This is a genomic window from Wolbachia endosymbiont of Drosophila aff. chauvacae BK-2020 (assembly GCF_032848195.1).
GTDB classification, from domain to species: Bacteria; Pseudomonadota; Alphaproteobacteria; order Rickettsiales; family Anaplasmataceae; genus Wolbachia; species Wolbachia pipientis.
This window is the reverse complement of the sequence record NZ_CP136586.1, coordinates 1149928-1174577: the sequence shown is the minus strand read 5'-3', so window position 1 is coordinate 1174577 and position 24650 is coordinate 1149928. Positions and strand designations below refer to the sequence as shown.

The following is a 24650-nucleotide window of genomic DNA, read 5'->3' as shown; positions in this document are numbered from 1 at the left end:
AAAAAATATGCCACAAAAAATGAGGGTCAGTAACCATAGCGAATATAACAAATTTCTAGAAAAAAGAGGAAATATTTTTCATTATATCAACGAAGCCATAGAAAAGTGGTACGAGAATGGTCCAAAAATACCAGGTGGCAACAGTATTTATAGCGATAAAGTTGTAATTTTGGTGCACATAATAACTTGTTTATTTAGAATAGGCCTGAGGCAAACAGTTGGGTTTATAGCAGGATACCTTGAGCAAATTGGGAAAAATTTGCAAGTTATCAGCTATTCACAATCATCAAGAAGGTTTAAGAAACTCAATATTAAGATCAATGATTGCAGAATTGATAAAAATAATATGGAAGATATCGAAATTGCTATAGACAGTACAGGAATTAGTATATACAACAACACTCCTGGTCATAGCAAAGAAAATAGCGAAGATAGAAAGTATCGCAGCTATGAACAGACAAGAAAATTGCATGTAATGTTGAATACAAACAGCAAAAAAGCCATAGCTGTGAAATACAGTAACGGTGTCTACTCTGATCACTATGGAGCTTGTGATTTGCTAAAAGAAGTCGATTTTCAGTATGTCATAAAAGTACTATATGCAGATAGGGCATGTGATAGGCACAAGTTTTATAAGTTGTGTAACGAATATGATATAAAGACAAAAATTCCACCAATAAACAATGCGGCAGAACATCCAGAAATAGATTATATGTCTGACAGGAATGCTGCTATTAGGTTAATAAAATTATACGGTGAAGATGGCATGAAAGAATGGAAAAAGAAGTAAATTATGGGAAAAGATCTTATATTGAAGGGTTTTTCTCAAGATTAAAGCAAATATTCGGATTTAGTTTTAGGAATAAATCTGAGATAAATCGAGAAAAAGAACTAAATGCTATTTGCTTAATAAATTCACTGATATTGGTATGGCTAAATTTGAGATAGTTACATGAATTTACCATAAATCACCATCTCATAAAGTGTGATGCAACAAAGCCATCCCAGTGTCAGCTACTTGGATGACAAGAAAGGGAGCACTGGAATGACATTATCTGTTGTGCAATTTACCTTCAAAAATGAATGTTTGTACAGTTATGTGTCAAGCACTGGGATGACAAGAAAGGGAACACTGGAATTTTTATTTCAGCATTAGCCATGCATCTAAACAGATACGTTGCCTTGAGAATCGCAACATCCATGCAGTTATGCGCGTAACACTAAAAATCAAAAAAAACAAAGAGGCAGACTTAATCTACCTCTTTTATTTCACTTGGCTATACTGTCTGTTGTTGAGAAGCAACTTGTTCAACAATAAGTGAGCCTAAATAAGTGTTAACCCCTTTAGCACCATCTTTGTCTAAACCTAATGTTTTATTCCACTTTGTTTCATTTACTGCCTCGAACTTACCTTCATCGTTTTTCTCTTTTAGTGAACCTATCTCGAAGAGTAAAGTATTGCCTAGCGTATTGGCAAGCTGATTAATATCAACAATAATACGGTAGTTCTTGCCTTCTAAGCTGAAGGCTATATAATGTTTACCCTTTTCTACCTTACCTTCTTCATCTTTAACTTGGTTATTCCTTGCCATTTCCTTAAATGTGTCTTTTGTTACTAGCAATGCTGTTTCTTTACCGTTTTTTCTATCGTTATTAACAACAATCTTCGGAGCTCTCAACTCAGATATTTCATTGTTTTTGCTGATAGCGTACATTGCTGAACTAACCAGTGCAACAGCAACAATTGCTAATATACCGATTCCAAGTGGTGTAGCTGCAAAAGCTGCAAGTGGAGCGCGTGCAAGTTGAAGACACCCAATATGGTGCTGAAAGTGCTACTGCTGCGCCTATGACATACAAAGAAGTAAGTGCAACAAGTGCAGTATTTGTTTTGTGGAATTGACCACAGTGATTTTTGAAAGTTAGCATAAACGACCTCAAATATTAATATGCTTAAATAAAAAAACTGTCATAGTCAAGCTTTTTCGTAAGCTACCTGCCGCTTGAGCCAAAGCCCCCTGCATTGCGACCGGTTTCTTCTGCGCAGAATTCTTCTCTGTCATCCCAAATTACCTGAGATACAGGAGAAATAAGGATTTGTGCGATTCTATCTCCTCTTTTTATTTCGTATGGCTGATTACTTAGATTAATTAGACAAATTTTAACTTCACCTCGATAATCAGAGTCTATAGTGCCCGGAGAATTTAAGACAGTGATTCCATGTTTTGCAGCAAGACCAGAACGTGGGCGGATTTGCCCCTCAAAACCGTTTGGTATTGCAATCACAATTCCAGTTGGAACAAGTAATCTTTCAAGTGGATTTAAAACAGCAGAATCATTCAATGCAGCATAAAGATCCATGCCAGCACTCTGCGTAGTTGCATAACATGGAAGAGACAAGTCTTCTCCGTGTGATAATCTTTTTATTTCTACTTTAATTTTACTTCTTTGCACTCCAATTTACCATCTATGAAGACTCAATTATAGCATGTAAATTGTATCTGCAAAAGTGATAAATGTAAATGATGTCATTCCAGCGCGTGACGCTAGGCCATAAAATTCCTTGACAAGTTCAGTGCTCCTTTTTTTGTCATCCCAGTGCCTCTATGATGTCATTCCAGTCTGGAATCTAGTCCTTATTATGCAGCCACTTGGTTGAAATTAAGTCTTCTGGATCCCAGTGTCTGGGCACTGGGATGACATCATAAGGGCGCTGGGATGACACCCTGACAACCGTCATCCCGCTACTTGTTAGCGGGATCTAGAGATACCGCGAATGAATCGCGGTATGACGTAGATTGTTGTCATTCCAGTGTCAGCTACTTGAATGACACCCTCTTGGTATTCGTGTAGTTGCAAGCAGTATAGCTATAAATCACTCACAATCGATATGCTTGAATTACTCTCAGTAAATAAATCAAGCATAATGTTAGATATTCTACCATCAACTATGTGAACAACTCCAGCACATTCCTCCGCCATTTTAACGTATGCCATAAGCCTTTCAATAAATTTTTCCCCTTTAATTTTCCCACAATCAATCGATGCATTTAAATTTTTAACAGATATCTTCCTGCCACCAATTTTATCTATTTCTTCATCTGTGTCACTCAAGATTATCATTTTAGATGCAGAAACTGCGATTGCGATTGCGCTTGCAGTGCTATCGGCATCAATATGATATGTTTTCCCATCTTTTCCATGACCAATTGGTGCAATAACTGGTATAAAATCTGATTCTTCAATAAAAAATAATATATCAGGATTGATTTCAGTGGGTCTACCGATGAACCCCATGTCTAATATCTTTTCGATATTATTTGATCTATCTTCTCTAAGCGTAGCGGTTATTTTTTCGGCTTTAATTAAGTTACCATCTTTTCCACATAATCCAATAGCTGAACCACCAGCAGAATTTATATACTGAACAATTTTTTTATTAACTGAACCACACAGTGCCATTTCAATGATTTTCATAGTGTCTTTGTCTGTAAGTCTGATACCATTCACAAACTTACTGTTCATATCCAGCATTTTTAACACTGAGTTAATTTCATATTCTCCGTCATGAATTATTACCGGATTTATACCAAGCTGCTTCAACAAGACAACATTATGCACAAAAGTATTAAATAGTGTTTCATCTAAGATTATTGTACCACCGCATTTAATGACAAAAGTCTCGCCTACAAAGCTAGGTATGTTAGATAGCACTTCAAGTAATATTTCTGCTTTTTGTTCAAATGATACCTCACCCTTTAAAAATTCACTACTCTTCATTTTTTTATCTTGTAAACTTGAAAAACTCATCTCTTACCTTGGTTATTTTATGCTTAACACGGATGCTCATTTGATGAATTGACACATTCTCATTATTAATCCATTTTTGAATATCTTCTATAACAGCACCTAAGCTTTTTTGACTTACTTTATCTACTTTTGTTAGCACAATGTTAACGTTAATGTTATTATATATCAACCAATAAATGAAGTCTTTGTCTATTTCTTTTAATCCTACCTTGCTATCTATCAACACAAACACTCTTCTTAGATTTTCTCTTTGAATTAGATAATACTCAATTAAGTTTAAATATTGTATAATTTCCTCCTTGCCTGCATGAGAGTAGCCATACCCTGGTAGATCAACAAGTCTGAACTTATCATCGTACATAGAGTAAAAATTTATTTGTCTAGTGCATCCAGGTTTAGAGGAAACTCTGGCAGCTTTTTTGCTGTTTATCAGTAAGTTGATCAGACTGGATTTTCCTACATTTGATCTACCAGCAAACGCAATCTCTGGAGCCGACTCATTTGGTAATGATTTTATATCCGAAGCTCCAAATATGAAATTGCAGTTTGATGTTATCTGTTTTGCCATTATATTCAACTAGAAGGTAGTAGGTATATTATAGTGTTATTGCTTGATATAAGAAATTTTTTATTTCAGTATATATTACTTAGCTAGATCTGTGCTATATGGATATGGAAAATAATTTACAAGACTTAAAGAAAAAATTTAATGATATAGAGAGGAATTTGGAAAATCCTACCAATTTAAGTCAAAAAGAATTCATTACCCTTTCAAAGGAATACTCTGAGCTCAGGCCAATAATCAAGATAATTGATGAATATAACACGCTGAAAGAGGAAATTTCAGACTTAGAAGAAATAATGAAAGATGAAAACAGCGAAGGTGATATAAAAGAGTTAGCAAAAGAAGAATTTTTCGAAAAGCACAAGGTATTATTACCAAAAATAAAAGCAAAATTAAAGTTAGCATTATTGCCCAAAGATGAAGATGACTCAAGAAATGCAATATTAGAAATTAGAGCAGGTACAGGCGGAGAAGAAGCAGCATTATTTGCAGCAATGTTATTTCGTATGTATCAAAAATATGCAGAAAGAAGAAATTGGAAGTTCGAGCCAATAAGCATTTCTAATACAGGTATAGGTGGATATAAGGAAGCTTCTGCACTCATTAATGGAACAGAAGTTTTTGCAAGGTTGAAATTTGAATCAGGAGTGCACAGAGTACAGAGAGTGCCAGAAACTGAATCTTCAGGAAGGTTGCATACCTCTGCCGCTACTGTTGCGATATTACCTGAAGTAGAAGAAGTTGACTTTAAAATAGAAGAAAAAGACTTACGAATAGATGTTTATAGATCCAGTGGTCCTGGAGGGCAATCAGTGAATACAACTGACAGCGCAGTAAGGGTCACCCACTTGCCAACAGGGATAGTTGTGATACAGCAAGATGAAAAATCGCAGCATAAAAATAAAGCTAAAGCGCTCAAAGTATTGAGGGCAAGGCTATACGAAATTGAAAGACAAAAAAAAGAAATGGAAAGGTCAACAATGAGGAAAAGTCAGATTGGCTCTGGTGATCGTTCCGAGCGCATAAGAACATATAATTTCCCACAATCAAGAATAACAGACCACAGAATTAATCTAACTTCACATCGGCTAGAGCAGATTATAAAAGAAGGCGAACTAGATGAATTTATTGAGGCATTAATCTCACGTAATGAAGCAGAAAGATTGGCAGGGGAAAGTTAGCAGCCTACGATGGAATATCTTTATTAATTACATAGGATCTTTTAAACGCAATAGATAGACAGTAAAAACAAGTTCTAGTACTATCGCGGATAAAACAAGAACAGCTACACTAATTGTTTGACCATTGTAAATGTAGCTTGTTAAGCCGATAAAAATAGCCATGATAAAAGCTCTAATGAACGAGACTGCAGAAGAAGCTGTGCCTTTAATTTCAGGGAAAACATTTATTGATGCATTAAAAATCACTGGCTGGAAAATTGCACAACCGATAGAAAAAATAATCATAGACAGTGTTACTAAGTAGAAAGAGTGGGGTACAATTATACTGAATATTACAAGCAATAGAGACCCAATAGCACCCACGCTCGTACCAGAAATTACACACTTTATTGCTCCAAGTTTCTGCAAGATTTTGCCAGCAAATAGACTGATGAGTGAGAAGCACCCAACTATTGCACCTTGATGTAGTGCATAAATAGTGCTAGATAAACCAAAAGTCTTCATATACAGAAAAGGTCCACAAGTAATGAATGACATATACGCAGCAGAAAAGAGGCTTGACATCAAAGACAACGTAACAAACCTCGGATTAGATAGTAGTTTTCTGTAATCTTTCATCGTTTTTTTCAAACTGAAAATATCGCGGTTCTTTTTTGTTTCTGGTAACGCTAAAAGCAGCAAAACCCAAGAGATCAAACAAAGTATTGCAACAGTTGCATAATTACCACGCCATCCTACAATTTCATTGATGAAACTGCCTAACACTGGCGCAATTGCCATGACAACTGTAAGAACAGAATTCATGATTCCAATAAATTTCACCGCTTCGTCGCCTTTGTAGCTGTCTGCAACGATTGCAAACACAACTACAGATGTGCTAACACCAATGCCCTGAACAAAGCGAGAGATTAAAAGCTAAAAAATCGACGGTGCAAAAACACAACCAACAGCGCCGATTAATAACAAAGTGTTACCTATGATCATAATTCTCCTTCTGCCATAGCATTCAGACAATGGACCAAAAAACAACCCTCCTATGCAAAAGCCTAGGAAATTATAAGCAATAGTTAATTGAATTATGCCTTCCGGTACGTTAAAATAGTGCACCATATCAGGAAAACTAGGTACGGAAATGTCAATTTCAATGAACTTGGCAATGAGAGAAAGGATTAACAGAAATGGTAGTAACATTTGAGATTTTTAATTAATGAATAAAAATATCACATTTAAAGCGTTGAAAGAAAACATTTTTTACTGTTATTAAAATGGTTAGAAACACCTCATGTGAAGGAATGGTGGATAAATTGGACACTAGGGTTAATTAAAGAAAAATATGACAACTATGTTAAAGCTCTTACTCTCTGTCCTAACTTTACTTATTTCCTCTTACTTTTTCAACAGTCCGTCTAAATTACTACAAGCAGTTTAATTTTTAGTAAATATGTCATTATTCAAAAATATGCAAGAAGCTTTACAGAAACTTAACATAATTTTATCATACAAATGTCATTCTTAAGTCCTATGTAAAAACAAATTTTGGCACTAATTTAATTAACTATGAGCTGGATAAATTGGAAAATAAATTTTGTTTACTTTTACAACACCTTAAGATCTAATGTCACTTTATCAATCAAAAATATTACAATAGGCTAGTATGTTCCTTACTCTTTTTCTCAAAATATTACCTATTTATATTACAATATTTATTGGTTACTTAGCAGGAAAATATCTTAAAATTGATAGAAACACTATATCTCAAATACTTTTTTATATAGCTAATCCAATAGTGATTTTATATGGAGTCTCTCATACAGAAGTTAACTTAAAAGTAATTTCTCTGCCGATTTTGATATGGTTTATAGGTAGCACTATGTCCTTATCAGTGTATTATCTTTCTTCTTTTTTATTTAAGGATAACACAAGAAACATATTAGCATTTAGCTCGGGCAGCACAAGTATGGGTTATTTTGGCCTGCCGATTGCCATGGCTTTATTTGATGAAGATTCAGTATCTGTATATGTTGTTTGTTATATAGGAATGGCGCTATTTGAAAACAGCTTAGGATTTTACATAGCTGCAAATGGTATTTATACCGCAAAAGAATGCATATTAAAGTTGTTCAAACTTCCTTCGCTTTATGCGATGGTTCTGGGCTTCTTTTTAAGTATATACGATATACAAATACCTACTTTTTTAACAGATGTTATGATGAATATTAGAAGTACATTTGTCACATTAGGAATGGTGCTACTTGGAGTGAGCATTGCGAATATTGCAAGCTTTAAAATAGATTGGAAGCTTGCTTTGATCACTATTACAGCAAAGTACGTATTCTGGCCACTGTTTGTTTTAGGAATTGTCCTTTTAGACAAGCATGTTATAGGTATATACGATGAGAGCATATATAAAGCACTGATGTTGCTGGCTATTATTCCAGTTTCTGGGTCCAGTATAATACTTGCTAATATTTTGAATTATCAACCAGATAAAGCTACTCTGTTGCTTCTAATCAGTACTGCGGTGGGACTGTTTTATGTTCCACTAATAATATCATTATTTTTTACTAAACTTGTTCCTTTTTGATCAAAAAATTAAGCGCTTGCACAACCATTATTTGGGTAACAACACAAGACATTGATAAAACTTGAATTTATAGCTAAAGCAACTTCTACAATTTGGTAACCCGTCATCCCGCTACTAGTTAGCGCCGCGGCGGTAAATTGACCTTACCCAGAAAAAGTAGAGAGAAAGTTAAGACGTTTTTGGAGTAAAATAAAACGTTTTTTCAAAATATGACAAATAGAAGAGAATATACAGCAGAATTCAAATTAGAAGCTGTTAAGCTGGTTAAAGAAACAGGTCAAGCAAGTACAAAAATAGCAAAAGATCTAGGTATAGATGGCAGTATGTTAAGTAAGAAAATATGATGGAAAAATGTCTGTAGCATACGCATTTCCAGGCAAAGGCTCCTTATGACAAAGAAAGATTTGATCTAAAAAAAGAGCTAATAAGAGAAAGAGACATCTTAAAAAAAGCCCTGGGTAAAGAAAAAGAGTAAAGTATTCTTTTATATAGAAATTGCTATAAAACACAGGAACTATGTAGGGTTTTGTACTGGTGGTATGGGTTGCTAAGGAAAAAAGCAGTAAAGAATTAGCAAAAGAAGGGCTTCTAGCAGATATTCAAAAAATACATCAAGCTTCTAAATGCAGATATGGAGCCCCTAAAATTCACGCTGAATTAAAAGCTTTAGGCAAAAATTAAAACAGTACAAAATGTTATGCAAGAAAATGGCATTAAAGCCAAGTTTAGACGAAGGTTCAAAAATAAAAAACAGCAAATAAGCAGCCGAGTTGTGGCTCCGAACACATTGGATCAAAATTTTACTACTGATCAGCCAAATAAGGTTTGGGATTACCTACATAAAAACTAAAGAAGGTTGTTGGCGGCAATAATTGACCTATATTCACGCATGGTGCTTAATGAGTAACATGATAATTAGTTATAGATTCTTTATTGATGGCCGTTGATAAACGCAAACCCGATAAAAATCTGCTGTTACATAGCGATCAAGGGTCACAGTATACCTCTCAAAATTACCAATTTCTATTGAATACAAAAAACATCATTTCCAGCATGAGCCATAAGGGCTGTTGTTACGATAACTCTGTTGCAGAAAAGTTCACTTAAAAGGGAGCTGCTTATTGATACTTCTCGCTCAACAAACCAGAACTACCATATTTGAATACATAGAAATCTTTTATAACAAATAACGTAGACATTCTACTATTAACTATTGCATTCCTGCACAATTTATTCTCATGATAAAAACGTCTTAACTTTCTCTCTACTTTTTCTGGGTAAGGTCACCTCTTTAGGTGCTCCTTTTTTCTTTCTTATACACACAAAAATCATATAGAATTGTAAATACAGCTTTTTTATTCTGATGCTTTTCAATTCTATAGCTCTGGTTGTCTCTCTATTACTATTTTTCTACATTATCGTAAAAAAACTGAGCGAAAAGAAAGCAAACCTTGAGGGTAATTTATGTAAATTAGAGCAAGAACTTCAAGAAACAAAGCAAACTTTGCTTACGAAGAATGAAGAAATAGTTGATTTAAGGGTCAAAAAAGCAGAACTTGAAGTAACTCTGCAAAAAGAACGTGAGGAAAAGAAAAAGGAAATAGAATTACTAACAAAAGCAGAGGAGAGATTAACAAACACTTTTAAAGCGCTCTCTCTTGATGCTTTGCAGACAAATAACAATAATTTTCTGAACTTAGCAAAGGAAGTAATCGATAGTAAATTAAAAGAAACGGAAAGCGATTTCAAAAAAAGACAAGCAACGATCAACGAAGTTGTAACTCCAATAAAAGAAAAATTAGAAAAATTTGATAATGAAATACGCGAGCTGGAAAAAGAGAGGGTAGGGGCCTATGAAGGTTTAAAGGAGCAAATTGGAGCGCTGATGAACCAAACTTCCAGCCTTGCTAATGCCTTGAGAAAGCCTCACATCAGAGGAAAGTGGGGCGAAATGCAACTCAAAAGGGTGGTAGAAATGGCGGGAATGATTGAATATTGCGATTTTTTTACTCAGCCGTCAGTGGTTGATAAAAACGAGGATAATTTATTGCGTCCTGATTTAATAATCAAAATGCCATCTGGAAAGCAAATAATAATAGATGCTAAAGTGCCGCTTGATTCTTACATGGATGCTATATCACAAAATGATTTGCAAATACAAAAGGAGAAATTAAAGAATCATTCCCTGGCAATAAAAAAACACATAAATGATTTGGGTAAAAAAGAGTATTGGAATCAATTTGAAAATACGCCAGAACTTGTGGTGCTTTTCTTAACAGGGGAGGGGGTTTTTAGCGCAGCACTGGAATATGAGCCTGCTTTGATAGAGATTGGAGTGGAAAAAAAAGTGATCATTGCAACACCGATCACTCTAATTGCGTTGCTGAGAGCAATAGCGTATGGATGGAAGCAAGAGATGATAGCTGAAAACGCAAAGAAAATCAGTGAACTAGGTCATATTTTATATGAGCGCATTTGCACAATGGGTGAAAACTTTGATAATTTGCGCAGGAGCTTAAAAAGTGCTGTTGATCATTATAATAAAACTGCTGGCTCTCTTGAAGCAAGGGTGTTTCCTGCTGCTCGAGAATTCAATAAGCTTGGTATACATGCAAAAAATAAAAGTTTAAGTGCTGCAAAGGAATTAGAGTCTTTACCACGCAGTTTACATACTGAGGAGCTGAAAGTAGATTAGGCATCTTAACAGGGAATGTTCAAAAAAGCATACGCGTCAAGTTAAGAGATTGTAAGTAAATTCAGGGAAGTTAAGGTAGATACTCTAGTTTTTCTGTACTTGTCTTTTAATGAAAATCGAGACCAAGTTATGGTAAGCTTTTTAAGAAAAACTTTCAAACTATTAACTTTATTCTTTAGTGCTAAAAATAACTCTATAACCCGCCTTTTTAGCTCAATAAATGCCTTTGTTAAGCTAAGTTCTGTATTCTTTTTCACTTCTGTGCAACCAACTATGCCGTGAAATATAAGAATTGCGCACAATTTAGCATATAGTTCACATAATACTCTGCATGGCTTTCCTTTTAGCTTATCAAGTCTGATATGGCTTTTATACAATTTAAATAATAACTCAATTTGCCACCTTACTCTGTAAATCGTTAATACTTGCTCAGCACTAATTTTATTTTCTGGAACATTAGTTATAAATATTGACCAGTTCAACAATTTTTGATTTCTTTTAGAGGATGTATATCCCTGCGATCTTGCTAATCTATTAGCTTTCCTTCTTCTGGCCATAGACTGTTCTTCAGTTAGTTTCTGACATATAATTCTTACTCTAATTTTTGCTTCTTTTCCTAACAATACCTCGTTTTCTAAAAATAACTTATCCTCTAAACATTCTAATAACTCCATTTTTTGATTTGTTTCTACATCATATATGTTGGTATCGGATTTATAACGACTTATGAAATAAGCTCCTATTTCATTGATTTGTTTAAAAGAACTTGGCACAAAATAACCGAGATCAGATATTAGCAAATCATTGCTTAATATATTACTTAAATGTTTCCTATATCCCTGGTCTGATCTTACTCCCTCCGTTAAATTAAGTTGGTCTATTATCTGATTCATGTAGTCGAAAACTAATTGTAACTTTATTCCAGACTTAGTATTGCTTTCATAGCCACTGTAGCTAGTACCATAACCTTTATACATCTCTTCCATACTGTTAGGTAGAGTAATATAGCTACTGTCCAATAATTTAACACTATTAAATTGCTGTAAGATTTTGCAATCAACTTGCAAGATATTTTTGAAGAGAAGCACAGATTCATTATACATCCTTTTCATAAATTCCACTGCTTCTTCAGTAAATCTAAAATCCAAACCTTGTTTTGTTATATCTATCGAGTCCTCGTTTAGTAATTGACACATTGTTTCTACGCTACAATTATCAACCCCTATATTACCCAAGACCATGGCTTTTACGAACGATGAACCTTTTAGCTTTCTCTTTCTTTTTATAAACCTTGTTGTAATTGAGATTTTGTCTGCTTTTTCATTAAAAAATTCTTTGAGCTTTTTTGATAAGCTAGTTATTTTATTCATTGGTTCTCTCACTAAAAGTATTTCTGGGAGAACTTATACCTTATTATTCTATCTCTTTCATACCTTTATTTCCTTAACTTGACGCGTATGGGTGTACTAACATGGCACGAACATCGACATTTGAACAGAAGTTGGGAAGAAAAACAGGTCGTATGTTTAATGAGTTAAATACATATACTTATATCTTCATACACTACATTAATATTCGGTAAAAATGTGTGTTTTTTGAAAAAAAGAAGTTGCTTTTTCATGCTAAAACAGCTATAAATTAGGTAGGTGTAGGTAAACAAAAAAGATTTACCAAACGCTAGAAGTTAGGAAGTTTTATAGTGAGGTACATCATGTGGATTAGTCAAGAAGAAAGGGATGATTTTAATGAATTATTTCAAGAGTTGCTTGCAGGCAAATTGTCTAAAAAGCATATAAATAGAAAAAATGAAAACGGTGAAACAATGTTGCACCGAGCAGCAAAAATGTCGACGAGAAAAAAAGTAAACTGGCTGATATGGGAAGGAGCAGATGTAGATGCAAGAGATAACGAAGGTTATACACCACTGCACTCAGCAGCGCTTGGAATGCGTCTGGAAAACGTAAAAGAATTAATAGAAGCCAGAGCAGATATAAACGCAACCGAAGAAGATGGAAATACGGCACTACATCTAGCGTGTATGGTAGGGTGCGACCCGAAAGTCGTGATTTTGTGGTGGTTAAATTCCATCTTCCCTAAACATCAGGGATAAAGTATGTCTCACATTTTAGAAAGTGGCAACTTCTGGGATGCAAGCATGAGACAAAAGCAGGTAATACTAAACCTTATGGTAAATCCCTGCGAACAGAGTTGGATAAGGTTACGAAAGGAACTTATGTTTGAATTGTCGTCAACATGAATATGCGAAATAAGGTTGATACGCATAGACCAAAATGGTAGAAGCGCAAAGAGGAATCAAGATCCTACCACTTGATTATGGATGTTCTCAGCTTCCGGCAAAAAAGTAAGAACCTAAGTCCAACATGAAACAAAATCATGGAACGGAGTAACCGCATAGATGCTCTTATATTTATTTAGATATAAGCAGGTAGCCAACCGTAAGCTTCTATGTGGAAGGATTGTTTAAGAAGCTAACGCCCAAAGTAATATTTGGGATATGCAGACGTAAACACTGTAATTTGGAAGGTAAAGTTATGAGTAGTAGTGAATATGTTATGAGCCAACAAAATGTTAGGTATGAATGGAATGAAATTTCTTGGCGTAAGCTGGAGAAATCTTCATTTAAGCTACAAAAACGAATTTACCAAGCTTCTAAATGTAATGATGTCAAAAAGATGCATAATCTTCAGAGATTATTACTCAAATCAACAAGTGCAAGAATGCTCGCAGTTAGAAGAGTAACACAGGACAATAGAGGGAAAAAGACTGCAGGTATTGATGGGAAAGCCAATCTCGACCAAAAAGAAAGAATGCAATTAGCAAATTCTATGGATTTAAGAGGAAGAGCAAAACCATCAAGACGAGTCTGGATACCAAAACCTGGCAAGCCATTGGAGCGTCGTCCCCTTGGTATTCCCACTATATCGTGTCGAGCAAAACAAACACTTGAAAAAATGGCGTTGGAACCTGAATGGGAAGCAAAATTTGAGCCGAACACTTATGGTTTTAGACCTGGTAGATCTTGTCACGATGCTATGAAGGCCATATTCAATGCACTAAGTCAGAAAACAGCATATTGTTTAGATGCTGATATTTCAGGATGTTTCGATAATATTAAACACTATGCATTGCTTGAAAAACTCAATACCACACCAACATTAAGAAAAACAATAAAAGGATGGTTGAGAGCAGGAGTAATAGAAAATAGAATCTTCCAGCCAACTAAGAGTGGTACAATTCAAGGAGGAACTATCTCTCCATTATTGGCTTGTATAGCATTACACGGTATGGAACAATATATTAAAGAAGCATTAAAAAGTGAACTTTTTCTATATAGAAGAAGAAAGTATGGTACAGCATCGCAGCAACGGGCACAACAAGCTCTTAGTATAATTTTTTATGCTGATGATTTTGTTGTTATACATGAGAGTGAGGAGATCCTTATTAAGGCAAAGGTACTAATCGAAGAATGGTTAAAAATCATTGGACTAGAACTAAAACCTTCAAAAACAAGGATTTCCCATACTTTAGAAGGGGATAAACCAGGATTTGATTTTCTTGGATTTTCAATAAGACACTACCTAACAAGAAATAATAAGAAAGGTTACAAGTTATTAATCAAACCAAGTCGTGAATCTATAAAACAGCATAATTTCATTATCAAACATAAGATTAGAAAATTGAGGGGAGCAACACAAGAAATAGTAATTAAAGTACTTAATCCAATTATTAGAGGATGGAGTCAATATTACTCTTGTGTAGTTTCAAGTGAAACATTTAATCTTATCGACAGTGTAATGTTCAGAAAACTTTGGAAGTGGGCGTTATATAAACACCCAAACAAAGGAAAATGCTGGATCAAAAGAAAGTACTTCAAGAAGTATGGTAATGATAATTGGCGATTTATGACAAGTAACGAAGTGAATCTTATAAGACACGGAGATCATGTTATTAAGCGACATATCAAAGTGAAAGGAACCAAATCTCCATACGATGGTGATTGGGTTTACTGGGGAATCGTCTTAATAGAATACTAGATAAATCACCGAGAGTAATAAAGCTGTTGAAGTTACAACAAGGCAAATGTGATCAATGTCAACTTTGGTTCAAGAGTGATGATATTCTAGAAATACACCATAAAGACCAAAATAGGAAAAATAATATGATCAAAAATTTATTATTATTACATGGACATTGTCACGATATTTTACACAGGAAGTGTGCATGACAAGCACCAAATTGCAGAGGAGCCGTATGACGGTAACCTGTCACGTACGGTTCTGCAGTCGAGTGGGGAGAGGTGACTTTCTCCACTTAGATAACGAAAGTGGAAATAGTGGAGGAGCTAGTAAAAGCAGGGGCTGAAATAGAACAAGCAGATAAATTTGGGATGACAGCGATGGATTATGCGAAAAATAGTAAAGAGGTAACTGAAGTATTGAAGAAAGAAACAGACAGAATAGAAAAGTTATTTGAGAAATTATGAGAGGCTGAAAATATGGAAAGAAAGGAAGAAATAGAAAAGAAAGTAATGAATTTAGAGAAAAAAGCGTTGGAAGAGGTGAGGAAAATATGGAAAAAGGTATATGGAGAAGGAGCGCCTAGATACTCAAAGAAATACCTGATACCAAGATTAGCTTATAGAATGCAGGAAAAAGCGTACGGAGAAATATCAAGAAAAGGGGCAAAAAGACTAGAATACCTGGCAGATCGACTAGAGAAGGGAAAAAGGATAAGTAGCGATAAATTACCAGTAGAAGGAACAGAATTAATACTAGAGAGAGGAGAAGAGACGCATGCAGTAATGGTAACAGATAAGGGTTTAATCTACAGAGAAGGATTTTATACGTCATTATCAGCAGTAGCAGGAAAAATAATGGGAATGAGCTATAATGGACCTTTATTATTCGGGATGCGTGATAAAAATGGGAGCTGAAGAGGAGAAAATGCTAAAAGAGGTAAGGTGCGCGATATATACAAGAAAATCAAATGAGGATGGACTAGAACAAAAGTTTAATAGTCTTGATGCGCAACGAGTAGCATGTGAGAAGTACGTAAAGAGCAAAGAAGGCTGGGTAGTATTGGCCACAAGGTACGATGATGGCGGCTATTCAGGAAAAAACTTAGAAAGACCAGCAATAAAGGAATTGTTTGAAGATGTAAAAAAAGGAGAAGTAGATTGTGTAGTAGTATATACATTAGACAGGCTATCAAGGGAGACAAAAGACAGCATCGAAGTAACGTCATTTTTTAGAAGGCATAGAGTAAATTTTGTAGCAGTAACGCAGATATTTGACAATAATACGCCAATGGGAAAGTTCGTGCAAACGGTATTGTCAGGAGCAGCACAGCTAGAAAGAGAGATGATAGTAGAGAGAGTAAAAAATAAAATAGCAACATCAAAAGAACACGGACTATGGATGGGAGGAACTTTGCCGCTTGGATATGATGTAAAAGATAAAGAATTAATAATAAATGAAAAAGAAGCAAGGACAGTGAAGCATATATTTGAAAGATATTTGGAGCTAAAATCAATGGCAGAATTGGCAAGGGAGTTAAATAGAGAAGGTTACAGAACAAAATCAGATATCTTTAAAAAAGCAACAGTGAGAAGGATAGTAACAAATCCAATATATATGGGAAAGATAAGACATTATGAGAAAGAGTATGAGGGAAAGCACGATGCGATAATAGAAGAAGAAAAATGGCAAAAAGCGCAGGAATTGATAAGGAATCAACCATATAGAAAAGCAAGATATGAAGAGGCGCTACTAAAGGGAATAATTAAGTGCAAGAGCTGTGAAGTAAATATGACGCTGACGTATGCAAAAAAAGAGAATAAGAGATATCGATATTACGTATGCAATAATCATTTAAGGGGAAAAGGTTGTGAATCAATAAACAGGACTATAGTAGCTGGGGAAATAGAAAAAGAAGCAATGAAGAAAGTAGAAGATTTATATGAAAAATGTGGAGAAAAAGCAGAAGAGTGGAAAAATTTAAGTTTTGGAAAGCAGAAAGAAGTAGTGAAAAAGTTAATAAAAGGAGTAATGGTAAAAGAAGATGGAATAGAGTTATGTTCTGAATCAGAGGAAAAATTTATACCAATAAAGAAGAAGGGAAATAAATGCACAGTAATTGAGCCAGAAGGTAAAACAAACAATGCGTTACTCAAAGCAGTGGTGAGAGCCCATCTGTGGAAACGTCAACTAGAAGAGGGAAAATATGCAAGTATAAAAGAGCTGAGTGCCAAAATTAATATAGGTACAAGACGTATACAGCAAATTTTAAGGTTAAATTATTTAGCTCCAAAAATAAAAGAAGATGTAATAAATGGAAGACAGCCAAGTAATTTGAGGCTAGCTGATTTAAGAGAAATACCGATGTTGTGGGGTGAGCAATTAGAAAGATTCTACGGGTTAGAGTTTTATAACAGTAGTTTGCTTGAAAGGCGAAAAACAGGATAGAAGATTTAGGTAATTGCTAATGTGTAATAGTTTAGACTACTGCTTTCTCAGCGAGAAAATATATAGAACATTAATAATTGCGTGTTAAGGTAAGCTTTATTTTGTTAAAGGAGCTAGATTGTGACTACAGACTGTAAAGAAGAGATGAGAAACTGTATCTCTAAATATAGAGAAGAACTTGCTGAAAATAAAATGGCAATAAAGGAAGTGTTGGTTGGTAATGGAATTAATAACATAAGTGATCACTTTTATAATGGTGATAAAGTTTGCGATAAAGAGAGATTTAATGAGGGAAATGAGTGTCAAGATACAAAATATGGTACACGTCAAACAGACTATACGTATGATGAGTGGAAGCAAAAAACGGAAAAATCTCATGCTAAAGATCTACTTAAAACATTAAAGGAGACAGCAGAATGTAGGATATTAGAGAAACTTAAAGATTATGAAGGGTATCATAAAGCAGCAATTGAAGAAATAAGAAAAGAGTTAGATATAGATTCAAAATTAAAAGCAATATTTAAAGAGAGACAACAGCCAGAGACCGATGAAACTAGAGAATATTATGATGTTATAAAAAGCTTTGATGAAAATGAAGATATGAGATTACAATTGAAATGCAGAGATTTTGATTGTTTTAATAAAATAATAGAGAATAAGTTATCCGAGAAAGAAGAGGAGTTAGCAAACATTAAGAATAACTTTGTAGAAGATACACAGAACATCTTGAGGTATATTCAAGTAGAAGAAAGCATTTTATAGTAAAAGTTGAAAGAAAAACTAGCCTGACATTCGCTAAAAAAGAGGTTAGTTTTTCTTATGTTATGGAGAAAGCTCAAAAGAGAAATACCGATGCTGTGGAGTGAGCAATTGGCAAAGTTTTACGGCTTAGAATCTTAATTTACAAAAGCAATAGGCAATGGAAAAGACTAGTGCCAGAAAACCAATACTTTAAAACAAAGAATGGAGGTAAACTAGTGTTACAGGAACTGACACTTAATTATGTAATAAAAACAGTGATAATCTTAAACATATATATGAAACGATTCCAGAATTCCTAAAGTTATTGCGTAAGAGCTAAATGTCCGTATCTGTTTAACTTGCCCAACTGGTACAAATTTCAAAACCTAAAAACCATTTTAAACAGTTACATGACTAGCACCTCTTGCGATTTGATCAATTTCAACATAGCTAAGTGCTGTATTTGCCTTATATGAATAGTAATATCCTACTACAAAAAAAGTTAACGCAGCTACAGCGAGTGAAATACATATTGCTAAATGAAACATTGTTAAACTTGCACCAACAGCAAATACCCCAGATAACACAAAAGAAACAGAGGCGTAATTACCTTGTCTTTTACTATGAGTCTTTGCTCCCAAAAATCTTTCATTTTTACCATTTAGCTCTTTATTTTTGCTTTCAAGTTGTTTCTGCAGATTTTCAATTTGACTCTCTAGTCCATTATTTTTGCTTTCAGATTCCTGCAGCTTTGTCTTCAGGTTATTATTTTCAGGCTTTTTTAGCTTTAGCTCATTCTTTAGTTTATTATTTTCTTCAGTGAGCTGAGTTACTTCACTAGTTTTTTCATCCAAGCCTTTCTGCAGCTTTTCATGCTGGGTTTTTGCGCTTTCAAATTCCTTTGTTTTTGTAGCCAAGCCTTGCTGTGCACTATCTCGCTCCTGTTCTAGTCGCAAAACCTTTTGATTTATGTTCTCAAGTTCCTCAATTTTTGCAGCCAAGTCTTGCTGTACATCGCCAGACTTTTGTTCTAACCGAACTTTTGTATTCTCAAATGCCTGAATTTTTTCAGCCGATTCTTGCTCCAGCTTTTTAAGTTGAACTATTGTTCTATCAAATTCCTCTTTAGTACTTTTAAGAATGCCTTCATATCTACTTTTTTCTTTGGTAAGTAGGGCTACTTTATCAGTTAGATCATGATTCTCCTCTTCAAGTTGTTCTAACTGCACAATCCTTTGATCTACATTATCCAGACGCCCTTTCAGTCGACTATTTTGTACAGTTAATTGAATTACTTGATCATCTAGGTCAATAATCTTTCGACTTTCTTGTTTTAGATCTTGTTCTAATTTTTTAACTCTTTCATTTGCAGCATTTAGTGCTTTCTCCTTTTCCGTAAGTTGAGTTTTTGTTGTATCAAGTTCCCCTTTAAGTTGATCTTTTTCACTAGTAAATTTACTTACTCTATTAGTTAGATCATTAATATTTGCTTGTTGATTTAATATCTCTTGTTCTGATTGCGAAACGTCTTTCTTTGCATCATCCAGCTCTTTCTTACTCTCTTTTAATTGAGCTCTTGTGTTCCCAAGTGTCTGAGTTACTTCATTCAATTTTTGCCTTATGCCATTCAGATCCTCCTCTAGTTGACCTTTGTTTTTATTAATTTCATCCATTTTATCAGAAAGCTCTTTATTATTTCCTTCTAATTGGCTTATTTGTTCCAACAATTCTTGATTTTCTACATCTAAAAGAGTATTTTTCTCCTCTTGTACCTCTAACTTTCTTTTAGACGTGAGAATAGCTTGATGAAAGTTTCCAGACTCATTTTTGTGGTGAGTTTCTCTACTACTCCTAACCAGTCCTTCTGCCTCATATACAAGAGCAAGGACAGCTCCTTCAATATTCGCTTTGATTTCCTGTAAGCGCTTGCACAGTAATTGTTCTCCTAGTTTGTTCAATTCAGTTGCTATTGCGTTCATTGGCTCGGCCATTACACTTGCACCATCCACACCAATCTGGTCACTCAGGTTAGCCTCATTAACCGAACTGTTACTTGTGGAAATTGAGCAGGACGCATTCTTGTGAATCGGGGTACTCACATTACCCTGAACTGTGCCATAGAAAAATTGCGCATGCTTGCGTTCTGGAGAAACAAGACTATTCTGCTTAAGTGCCTCACTATGATCGGACTTCTTAGCGGAGTGTTGACTCAATTCTGGATACATTATACCGTACCTCACTTTAACGACCCCGTAAGCCTACCATGGTTTAATAAAAAGAAAAAGTGTTTTTTTGGAATAAAGTATTTTTGAGAGAAATATCTAATTTTAGTGTTGCAGAAAATTTGATTATTTACTCCTTAAACCACAAAAAGTACATACCTTTGTGAGAACAATTTAAACAAAAGCGGCGTTATGAAAATAGAAGCTTGAAATCTTTGCAATAAAGTTAGGCAAAATAGTTCGTATGTAGATTTAGCAAAAGTAAGCCAGTATAGCTGATTTTAGCGTATAGTGAAATTATTATATAAAAAAGTTCGTATGGTACAATTGGTAGACCATCCCATCCCAAAGAAAAATGTTCTCACGGGTAGCGGTTTTTGTTGCTGGAAATGGTTGGATTATTTAAGTTATTAGCAATATATAATACTAAATTAATAGTAATTCATTTGAGAACAAAAAGAAAAATTTATGATAATTTTACATTTCAAATGGATATTGTTCTTTTTATAAAAAATATTCCTATACTATGTAAGGTCAAGTTCTAATCACATCAATTTTTCTTCCAAATTAAATCTTATCTTTTACAGTGGATCTTACGTTTAAATTATTTTATATCCAAAATTAAGGAAGTTATTCTAAACGGTACACAACTTCAGCATCTAAAGCTAGCTGATTTTAAGAAAATATCGCTCTCATGAATGTGCTTTACGGACAAAAGCTTTATTAATATCTTCTATATTATTGTTAATAAACAACCCCCCAAAAAAAATATGCAGAAATAAATTAAAAGACCCATTACAACCAACGCGTAAATATGGAGTAAAGAAATACTTCATTCACCTATTAACCTCTACCTACTGCCTCTACCATTGCTATGATCATAAACTCTATTCACTCCATCAATTTCATCCAATACAGATTGCGGACCAAAATCAATTGATATCACTCTTTCTCCGCCTAATTGCAATGCTCCCCCACCTCCACGCTGTGGATATTGGAGTTCTAAAAATTGTAATAGTAATGGATCAATTTCATGTTGAATTCCTGGACGACCTTGAATCAATCTACCCCTAGGAGAAGATAGAGAATCATTTTGGAATAATTGTGAAATATTTCTTCTCCGATTTCTAAAGTATTGTTCATTTCTTTGAGGTTGTCTAGTGTCATTTCCAATTCCTGCACTAAGAAGACCACGTATATAACCTATAATACCTTCACCTTTCTCTCCAAAGTTACTATTTCCCTGTAAAGCTTGATCAATAGCTTGGTTAATATCCCTAGCATTTTCGTATGCCCATATGCCACAATTATGGCCATCTGTTTGCTGATGAACGGAAACATCATGGACATTATCATCGCTAATATCACATTCTCTTAAAGCTCCTCGAATATTATTGTCAATACGACTATCTGGACCAAGTGAATCAGCATAATACCCATAATAATTTCCATTTTGGTGGACAATAACTAATGTAACCCAATGACGATTACCTACATTAATAATAGCAGTTAATCTATCTTTTTCACCCGAATCTACTTTTTGTTTAAAGTTATCTATGTTACTACTTAATAAGTCCCTACCTGTTGGATCATTTTGATTTCCATCGACTCCTACTGAAGTTATTGCAAAATCATGACGATCATTAGTTGGATTAGATCGATCATCATGGAAAGTATATTGTCGTGCAGCGAAAAACATGTCATGAGTTTGTAGCCAATAACGGAAATTTTGATTTTCTGTTGCAAAGTCTAGTGCAAGTAGATTATGCACATCTTCTATTTCACGAGCGTTGTTTCTACGAAGGATAGTGTTTATTTGTTGTAATATTCCTTGTGCTGTAGAAGTACCACCTCCCCTTATTCTTGACCTTAATGTTTCTATTGCCTGTGCTCTAGTACCTTGCAAGTAACTAAATGGAACGTGCAGATTATCATCTATATCAAGCAAAAAAATCGAGTTCTGTCCTGGTCTTTTTTTCATGTAAAAGCGCCTGAAATTTTCACGAGTTTGATCTGACAATAGATTTTCTGGTGGATTTTCATCAATAACACTTTCAGGTCCCACTAATACTTCTGGTCTTGAGTCATGACCACGACGATCAAGTCTATGTACATACACTGCTTGTTGTGGAAGAGATATAAAGTCTTCTGCTCTCTGTGCACCTCTATTAAATACAGCATAAGACAAAACCACCTCATTTCCAGAAGTAATAGGCAAATATCCCCTTTGTTTGCTCATCAATTCTGTTATTTTGTACCTTGCCTCGTCTTGCTCCTGTTCTACTTCTTCTGCATTATCAGCAAATCCTAATACATATCCAATTGGGTGAGTATCTGCTGTAGGTTGTCTTAATAATAGAAGACCTAGTCTCTGTTCTGTAACTCTTGTAAGTATTACCCTTTCTCCTTCTTCTTCCTGCCACCTTTTTAAACTATATGTTTGACCAACTTTATATATAGCAAGCACTTTATAAGGATTATCACTAGCATAAAATGTACCATGTAGTATAGAGCGAAACTTATCTTTGCTATTTACATCTATTATCATATTGCCATGCGTATCTTCTGGCATTAATACTGCAGAAATGTTTCTAAATAATTCTTGATGCTGAAATCTATCTTGCCAGCCATCATTCATAACTTGATTTAAAGCATTATGCACATTTCCAGCATTAGGCACTTGCACAAGATTACCACCAAGAAAATTATTTGCATTATTATTTTGGTAATTGTGATATAAACCAAGGTTATCTGTATGAATATTAAGGCCAAGTTGATTATTAAGTGTGCATGAAACTTCCCGTACATGAACATTATTTCCGTCAACATTAAGATCTTGTAAATTGATGGCTCCTTGTTGTACAGCGTTGTTATCTCTAATATGAAGTATAACTATATCAGAACCTTGAGTATGGAAGACCATGGTTAAAGCATGATTCTCATCACCATATCTAAATATATACTTTCTTACACGTTGTTGAACTGCGTTTACTAATCTGAACTCTTCTAAAATACTATTCCCAAAAGCAAAACCAGTTATGCAATCAAATATTCTGTTATAATTCTCTGCATTTCTTGGTATTTCGTTAGGAAGATGTTGAAGCAAGAAATCTCTAATATTTTCTCTAATTCCTTCATCCTCCAAACACTCAAATAATCTTTGTACCAAAGGAAATCTATTCTCTAAAAACTCTACTGTATCAATACTAAAAGGATCTATATTCAGATTAAAATTTAATCCAATACAAACAGCATTTCTTGATTCAGTGTGAATAGATATAAATGAAGAAGCATGTAATCTTTTAGCATCAGCTCTAGCGCGGTTTAATGCAATATCAGACGATGTCCTCCATCTAGTAACATTAATAACGATAGGAATGTTTTCTCTCTCTGCCTGATGACATATAAGAAAAGCAACATATGAATTTCCAGGAGACAAGTCAAGGTCAATATCTATTGTGTAGAGATGAATAAAATTTGCCAACAAACCTAAGAAAAATCCGTGACTCTCAAACTTTTGACTGCGATTTTGAATGTCATTTTGTAGGCTGCCTAGGTAACTACGATAGATTCGAGTTATGTATGGCAAAATTCCTTCATTTATTCCACGTTCTATATTTATTCTTTGGTTACTTGCTAGCACTTCCATAAAACTGAAAATCCCTTGCTGACCCGGTGCAACTTGCACAAAATTGACCAAATGACCAAGCTGTACTCTCTGATCTTGATTGAGTCGTATACTTCCTATTTCCTTAACTGTCAACAAACTGCGTGGCGCAGGCGCATTAATCCCATTAAGCCTATTGCGTTCTATATGCCTAAGAAGGCTAATCTCAGACGCTGAATATTTAGCAAATCTATCTCTACCTTGAGAATCTTTTTCACGAATCACCTCGAATACTGTTGCAATCGCCTCTCCCTGACTCTTGCCCTTTCCATGCATGCATACTTTGTATTGCTCAAAATTTAGGTCTTCTTCCCTTAAATTTGGATTTTGCCCTCTAATCTCTCGCACTAGAGCATTTCTTTCCCTTGTACTGAACCTTAACCCATCACTATTAAGACGATCAGAAATACTGTAGCATCTGACAACTTGCTGTCCGTCACGATAAACAGCGACTTTTAGGTTCCCTGTATTTCTATTTCTACCACCTGTATCAATACCATGATTATCAAAACGAAAATACACTCTCTCATTTGCTTTTAAGATATTAGCATCATGAGCAGTAGCAAACATACTGAAAAAGAATACAGGAAGGAAACGTCCTGTACTTACATGATACAAGAAAAATGGACATTGATCTAAAAAGGATTCAAACTCTTGTCTAAAACCATCAAGATCTCCATCCACTAAACTTCTTATTAAA

General features: G+C 34.6%; 16 protein-coding genes and 5 pseudogenes. 13 read left to right on the top strand and 8 right to left on the bottom strand.

Annotated elements, in window-relative coordinates:
• Positions 1-7: 7 nt before the first annotated feature.
• Together R0F62_RS06175 and R0F62_RS06165 are read left to right on the top strand one after the other, a co-directional pair.
• Positions 8-956 (top strand): annotated as a pseudogene (locus R0F62_RS06175) (IS5 family transposase).
• 29 nt (positions 957-985) lie between these two features.
• On the top strand, positions 986-1156 hold the full coding sequence (locus R0F62_RS06165) for a hypothetical protein (RefSeq protein ID WP_010962456.1): 171 nt from the start codon (positions 986-988) through the stop codon (positions 1154-1156).
• A gap of 121 nt (positions 1157-1277) precedes the next feature.
• On the opposite strand, the gene R0F62_RS06160 is transcribed toward R0F62_RS06165, so the two are convergent.
• The 4 genes from R0F62_RS06160 to yihA all read right to left on the bottom strand — a co-directional run bounded on the left by R0F62_RS06160 (position 1278) and on the right by yihA (position 4378).
• Positions 1278-1715 (bottom strand): hypothetical protein, encoded by a 438-nt coding sequence (locus R0F62_RS06160; protein WP_274979233.1) that lies wholly within the window; start codon positions 1713-1715, stop codon positions 1278-1280.
• Positions 1716-1992: 277 nt separating this feature from the next.
• Complete coding sequence (dut, locus tag R0F62_RS06155) at positions 1993-2454, bottom strand: dUTP diphosphatase (RefSeq protein WP_006279458.1); 462 nt, start codon at positions 2452-2454, stop codon at positions 1993-1995.
• A gap of 414 nt (positions 2455-2868) precedes the next feature.
• Positions 2869-3780 (bottom strand): acetylglutamate kinase, encoded by a 912-nt coding sequence (gene argB / locus R0F62_RS06150; protein ID WP_316659856.1) that lies wholly within the window; start codon positions 3778-3780, stop codon positions 2869-2871.
• 4 nt (positions 3781-3784) lie between these two features.
• Positions 3785-4378: a ribosome biogenesis GTP-binding protein YihA/YsxC gene (gene yihA / locus R0F62_RS06145; RefSeq protein WP_274979231.1), complete on the bottom strand. Its 594-nt coding sequence runs from the start codon at positions 4376-4378 to the stop codon at positions 3785-3787.
• 98 nt (positions 4379-4476) lie between these two features.
• Here yihA and prfA point away from each other — a divergent pair, with 98 nt between their 5' ends.
• Positions 4477-5556 (top strand): peptide chain release factor 1, encoded by a 1080-nt coding sequence (prfA, locus tag R0F62_RS06140; protein ID WP_007548640.1) that lies wholly within the window; start codon positions 4477-4479, stop codon positions 5554-5556.
• A 27-nt stretch (positions 5557-5583) separates the two neighbouring features.
• Here prfA and R0F62_RS06135 read toward each other — a convergent pair.
• Positions 5584-6747: pseudogene (locus tag R0F62_RS06135) on the bottom strand (multidrug effflux MFS transporter).
• A 16-nt stretch (positions 6748-6763) separates the two neighbouring features.
• On the opposite strand from R0F62_RS06135, the pseudogene R0F62_RS06860 reads away from it, so the two are divergent.
• From R0F62_RS06860 to R0F62_RS06115, 4 genes and pseudogenes are all read left to right on the top strand, one after another.
• Positions 6764-6906 (top strand): annotated as a pseudogene (locus R0F62_RS06860) (N-acetyltransferase); the annotation flags it as partial.
• A 304-nt stretch (positions 6907-7210) separates the two neighbouring features.
• Positions 7211-8140: an AEC family transporter gene (locus R0F62_RS06130; protein ID WP_006279391.1), complete on the top strand. Its 930-nt coding sequence runs from the start codon at positions 7211-7213 to the stop codon at positions 8138-8140.
• Between the two features lie 209 nt (positions 8141-8349).
• Positions 8350-9330 (top strand): annotated as a pseudogene (locus R0F62_RS06855) (IS3 family transposase).
• Between the two features lie 173 nt (positions 9331-9503).
• Positions 9504-10835 (top strand): DNA recombination protein RmuC, encoded by a 1332-nt coding sequence (locus tag R0F62_RS06115; RefSeq protein ID WP_038199773.1) that lies wholly within the window; start codon positions 9504-9506, stop codon positions 10833-10835.
• 41 nt (positions 10836-10876) lie between these two features.
• On the opposite strand, the gene R0F62_RS06110 is transcribed toward R0F62_RS06115, so the two are convergent.
• Complete coding sequence (locus R0F62_RS06110) at positions 10877-12205, bottom strand: IS4-like element ISWen1 family transposase (RefSeq protein WP_010962373.1); 1329 nt, start codon at positions 12203-12205, stop codon at positions 10877-10879.
• Positions 12206-12546: 341 nt separating this feature from the next.
• On the opposite strand from R0F62_RS06110, the gene R0F62_RS06105 reads away from it, so the two are divergent.
• From R0F62_RS06105 to R0F62_RS06080, 6 genes and pseudogenes are all read left to right on the top strand, one after another.
• A complete protein-coding gene (locus R0F62_RS06105) occupies positions 12547-12945 on the top strand; it encodes an ankyrin repeat domain-containing protein (protein WP_244263341.1) in 399 nt (132 codons plus the stop codon).
• A gap of 442 nt (positions 12946-13387) precedes the next feature.
• On the top strand, positions 13388-14890 hold the full coding sequence (ltrA, locus tag R0F62_RS06100) for a group II intron reverse transcriptase/maturase (RefSeq protein WP_317051372.1): 1503 nt from the start codon (positions 13388-13390) through the stop codon (positions 14888-14890).
• 281 nt (positions 14891-15171) lie between these two features.
• Positions 15172-15339 (top strand): annotated as a pseudogene (locus tag R0F62_RS06095) (ankyrin repeat domain-containing protein); the annotation flags it as partial.
• A 12-nt stretch (positions 15340-15351) separates the two neighbouring features.
• Complete coding sequence (locus R0F62_RS06090) at positions 15352-15789, top strand: DUF2924 domain-containing protein (RefSeq protein WP_274979041.1); 438 nt, start codon at positions 15352-15354, stop codon at positions 15787-15789.
• A gap of 10 nt (positions 15790-15799) precedes the next feature.
• Complete coding sequence (locus R0F62_RS06085) at positions 15800-17320, top strand: recombinase family protein (RefSeq protein WP_274979040.1); 1521 nt, start codon at positions 15800-15802, stop codon at positions 17318-17320.
• 120 nt (positions 17321-17440) lie between these two features.
• Complete coding sequence (locus R0F62_RS06080) at positions 17441-18082, top strand: hypothetical protein (protein ID WP_274979039.1); 642 nt, start codon at positions 17441-17443, stop codon at positions 18080-18082.
• A gap of 377 nt (positions 18083-18459) precedes the next feature.
• Here the strand turns inward: R0F62_RS06080 and R0F62_RS06075 are convergent, their stop codons facing one another.
• Together R0F62_RS06075 and cifB are read right to left on the bottom strand one after the other, a co-directional pair.
• A complete protein-coding gene (locus R0F62_RS06075; protein WP_317051371.1) occupies positions 18460-20286 on the bottom strand; it encodes a TomO hydrophobic C-terminal domain-containing protein in 1827 nt (608 codons plus the stop codon).
• Between the two features lie 847 nt (positions 20287-21133).
• Positions 21134-24634, bottom strand: coding sequence for a cytoplasmic incompatibility factor CifB (gene cifB / locus R0F62_RS06070; protein WP_274979037.1), 3501 nt, complete (start codon positions 24632-24634; stop codon positions 21134-21136).
• Positions 24635-24650 lie beyond the last annotated feature (16 nt).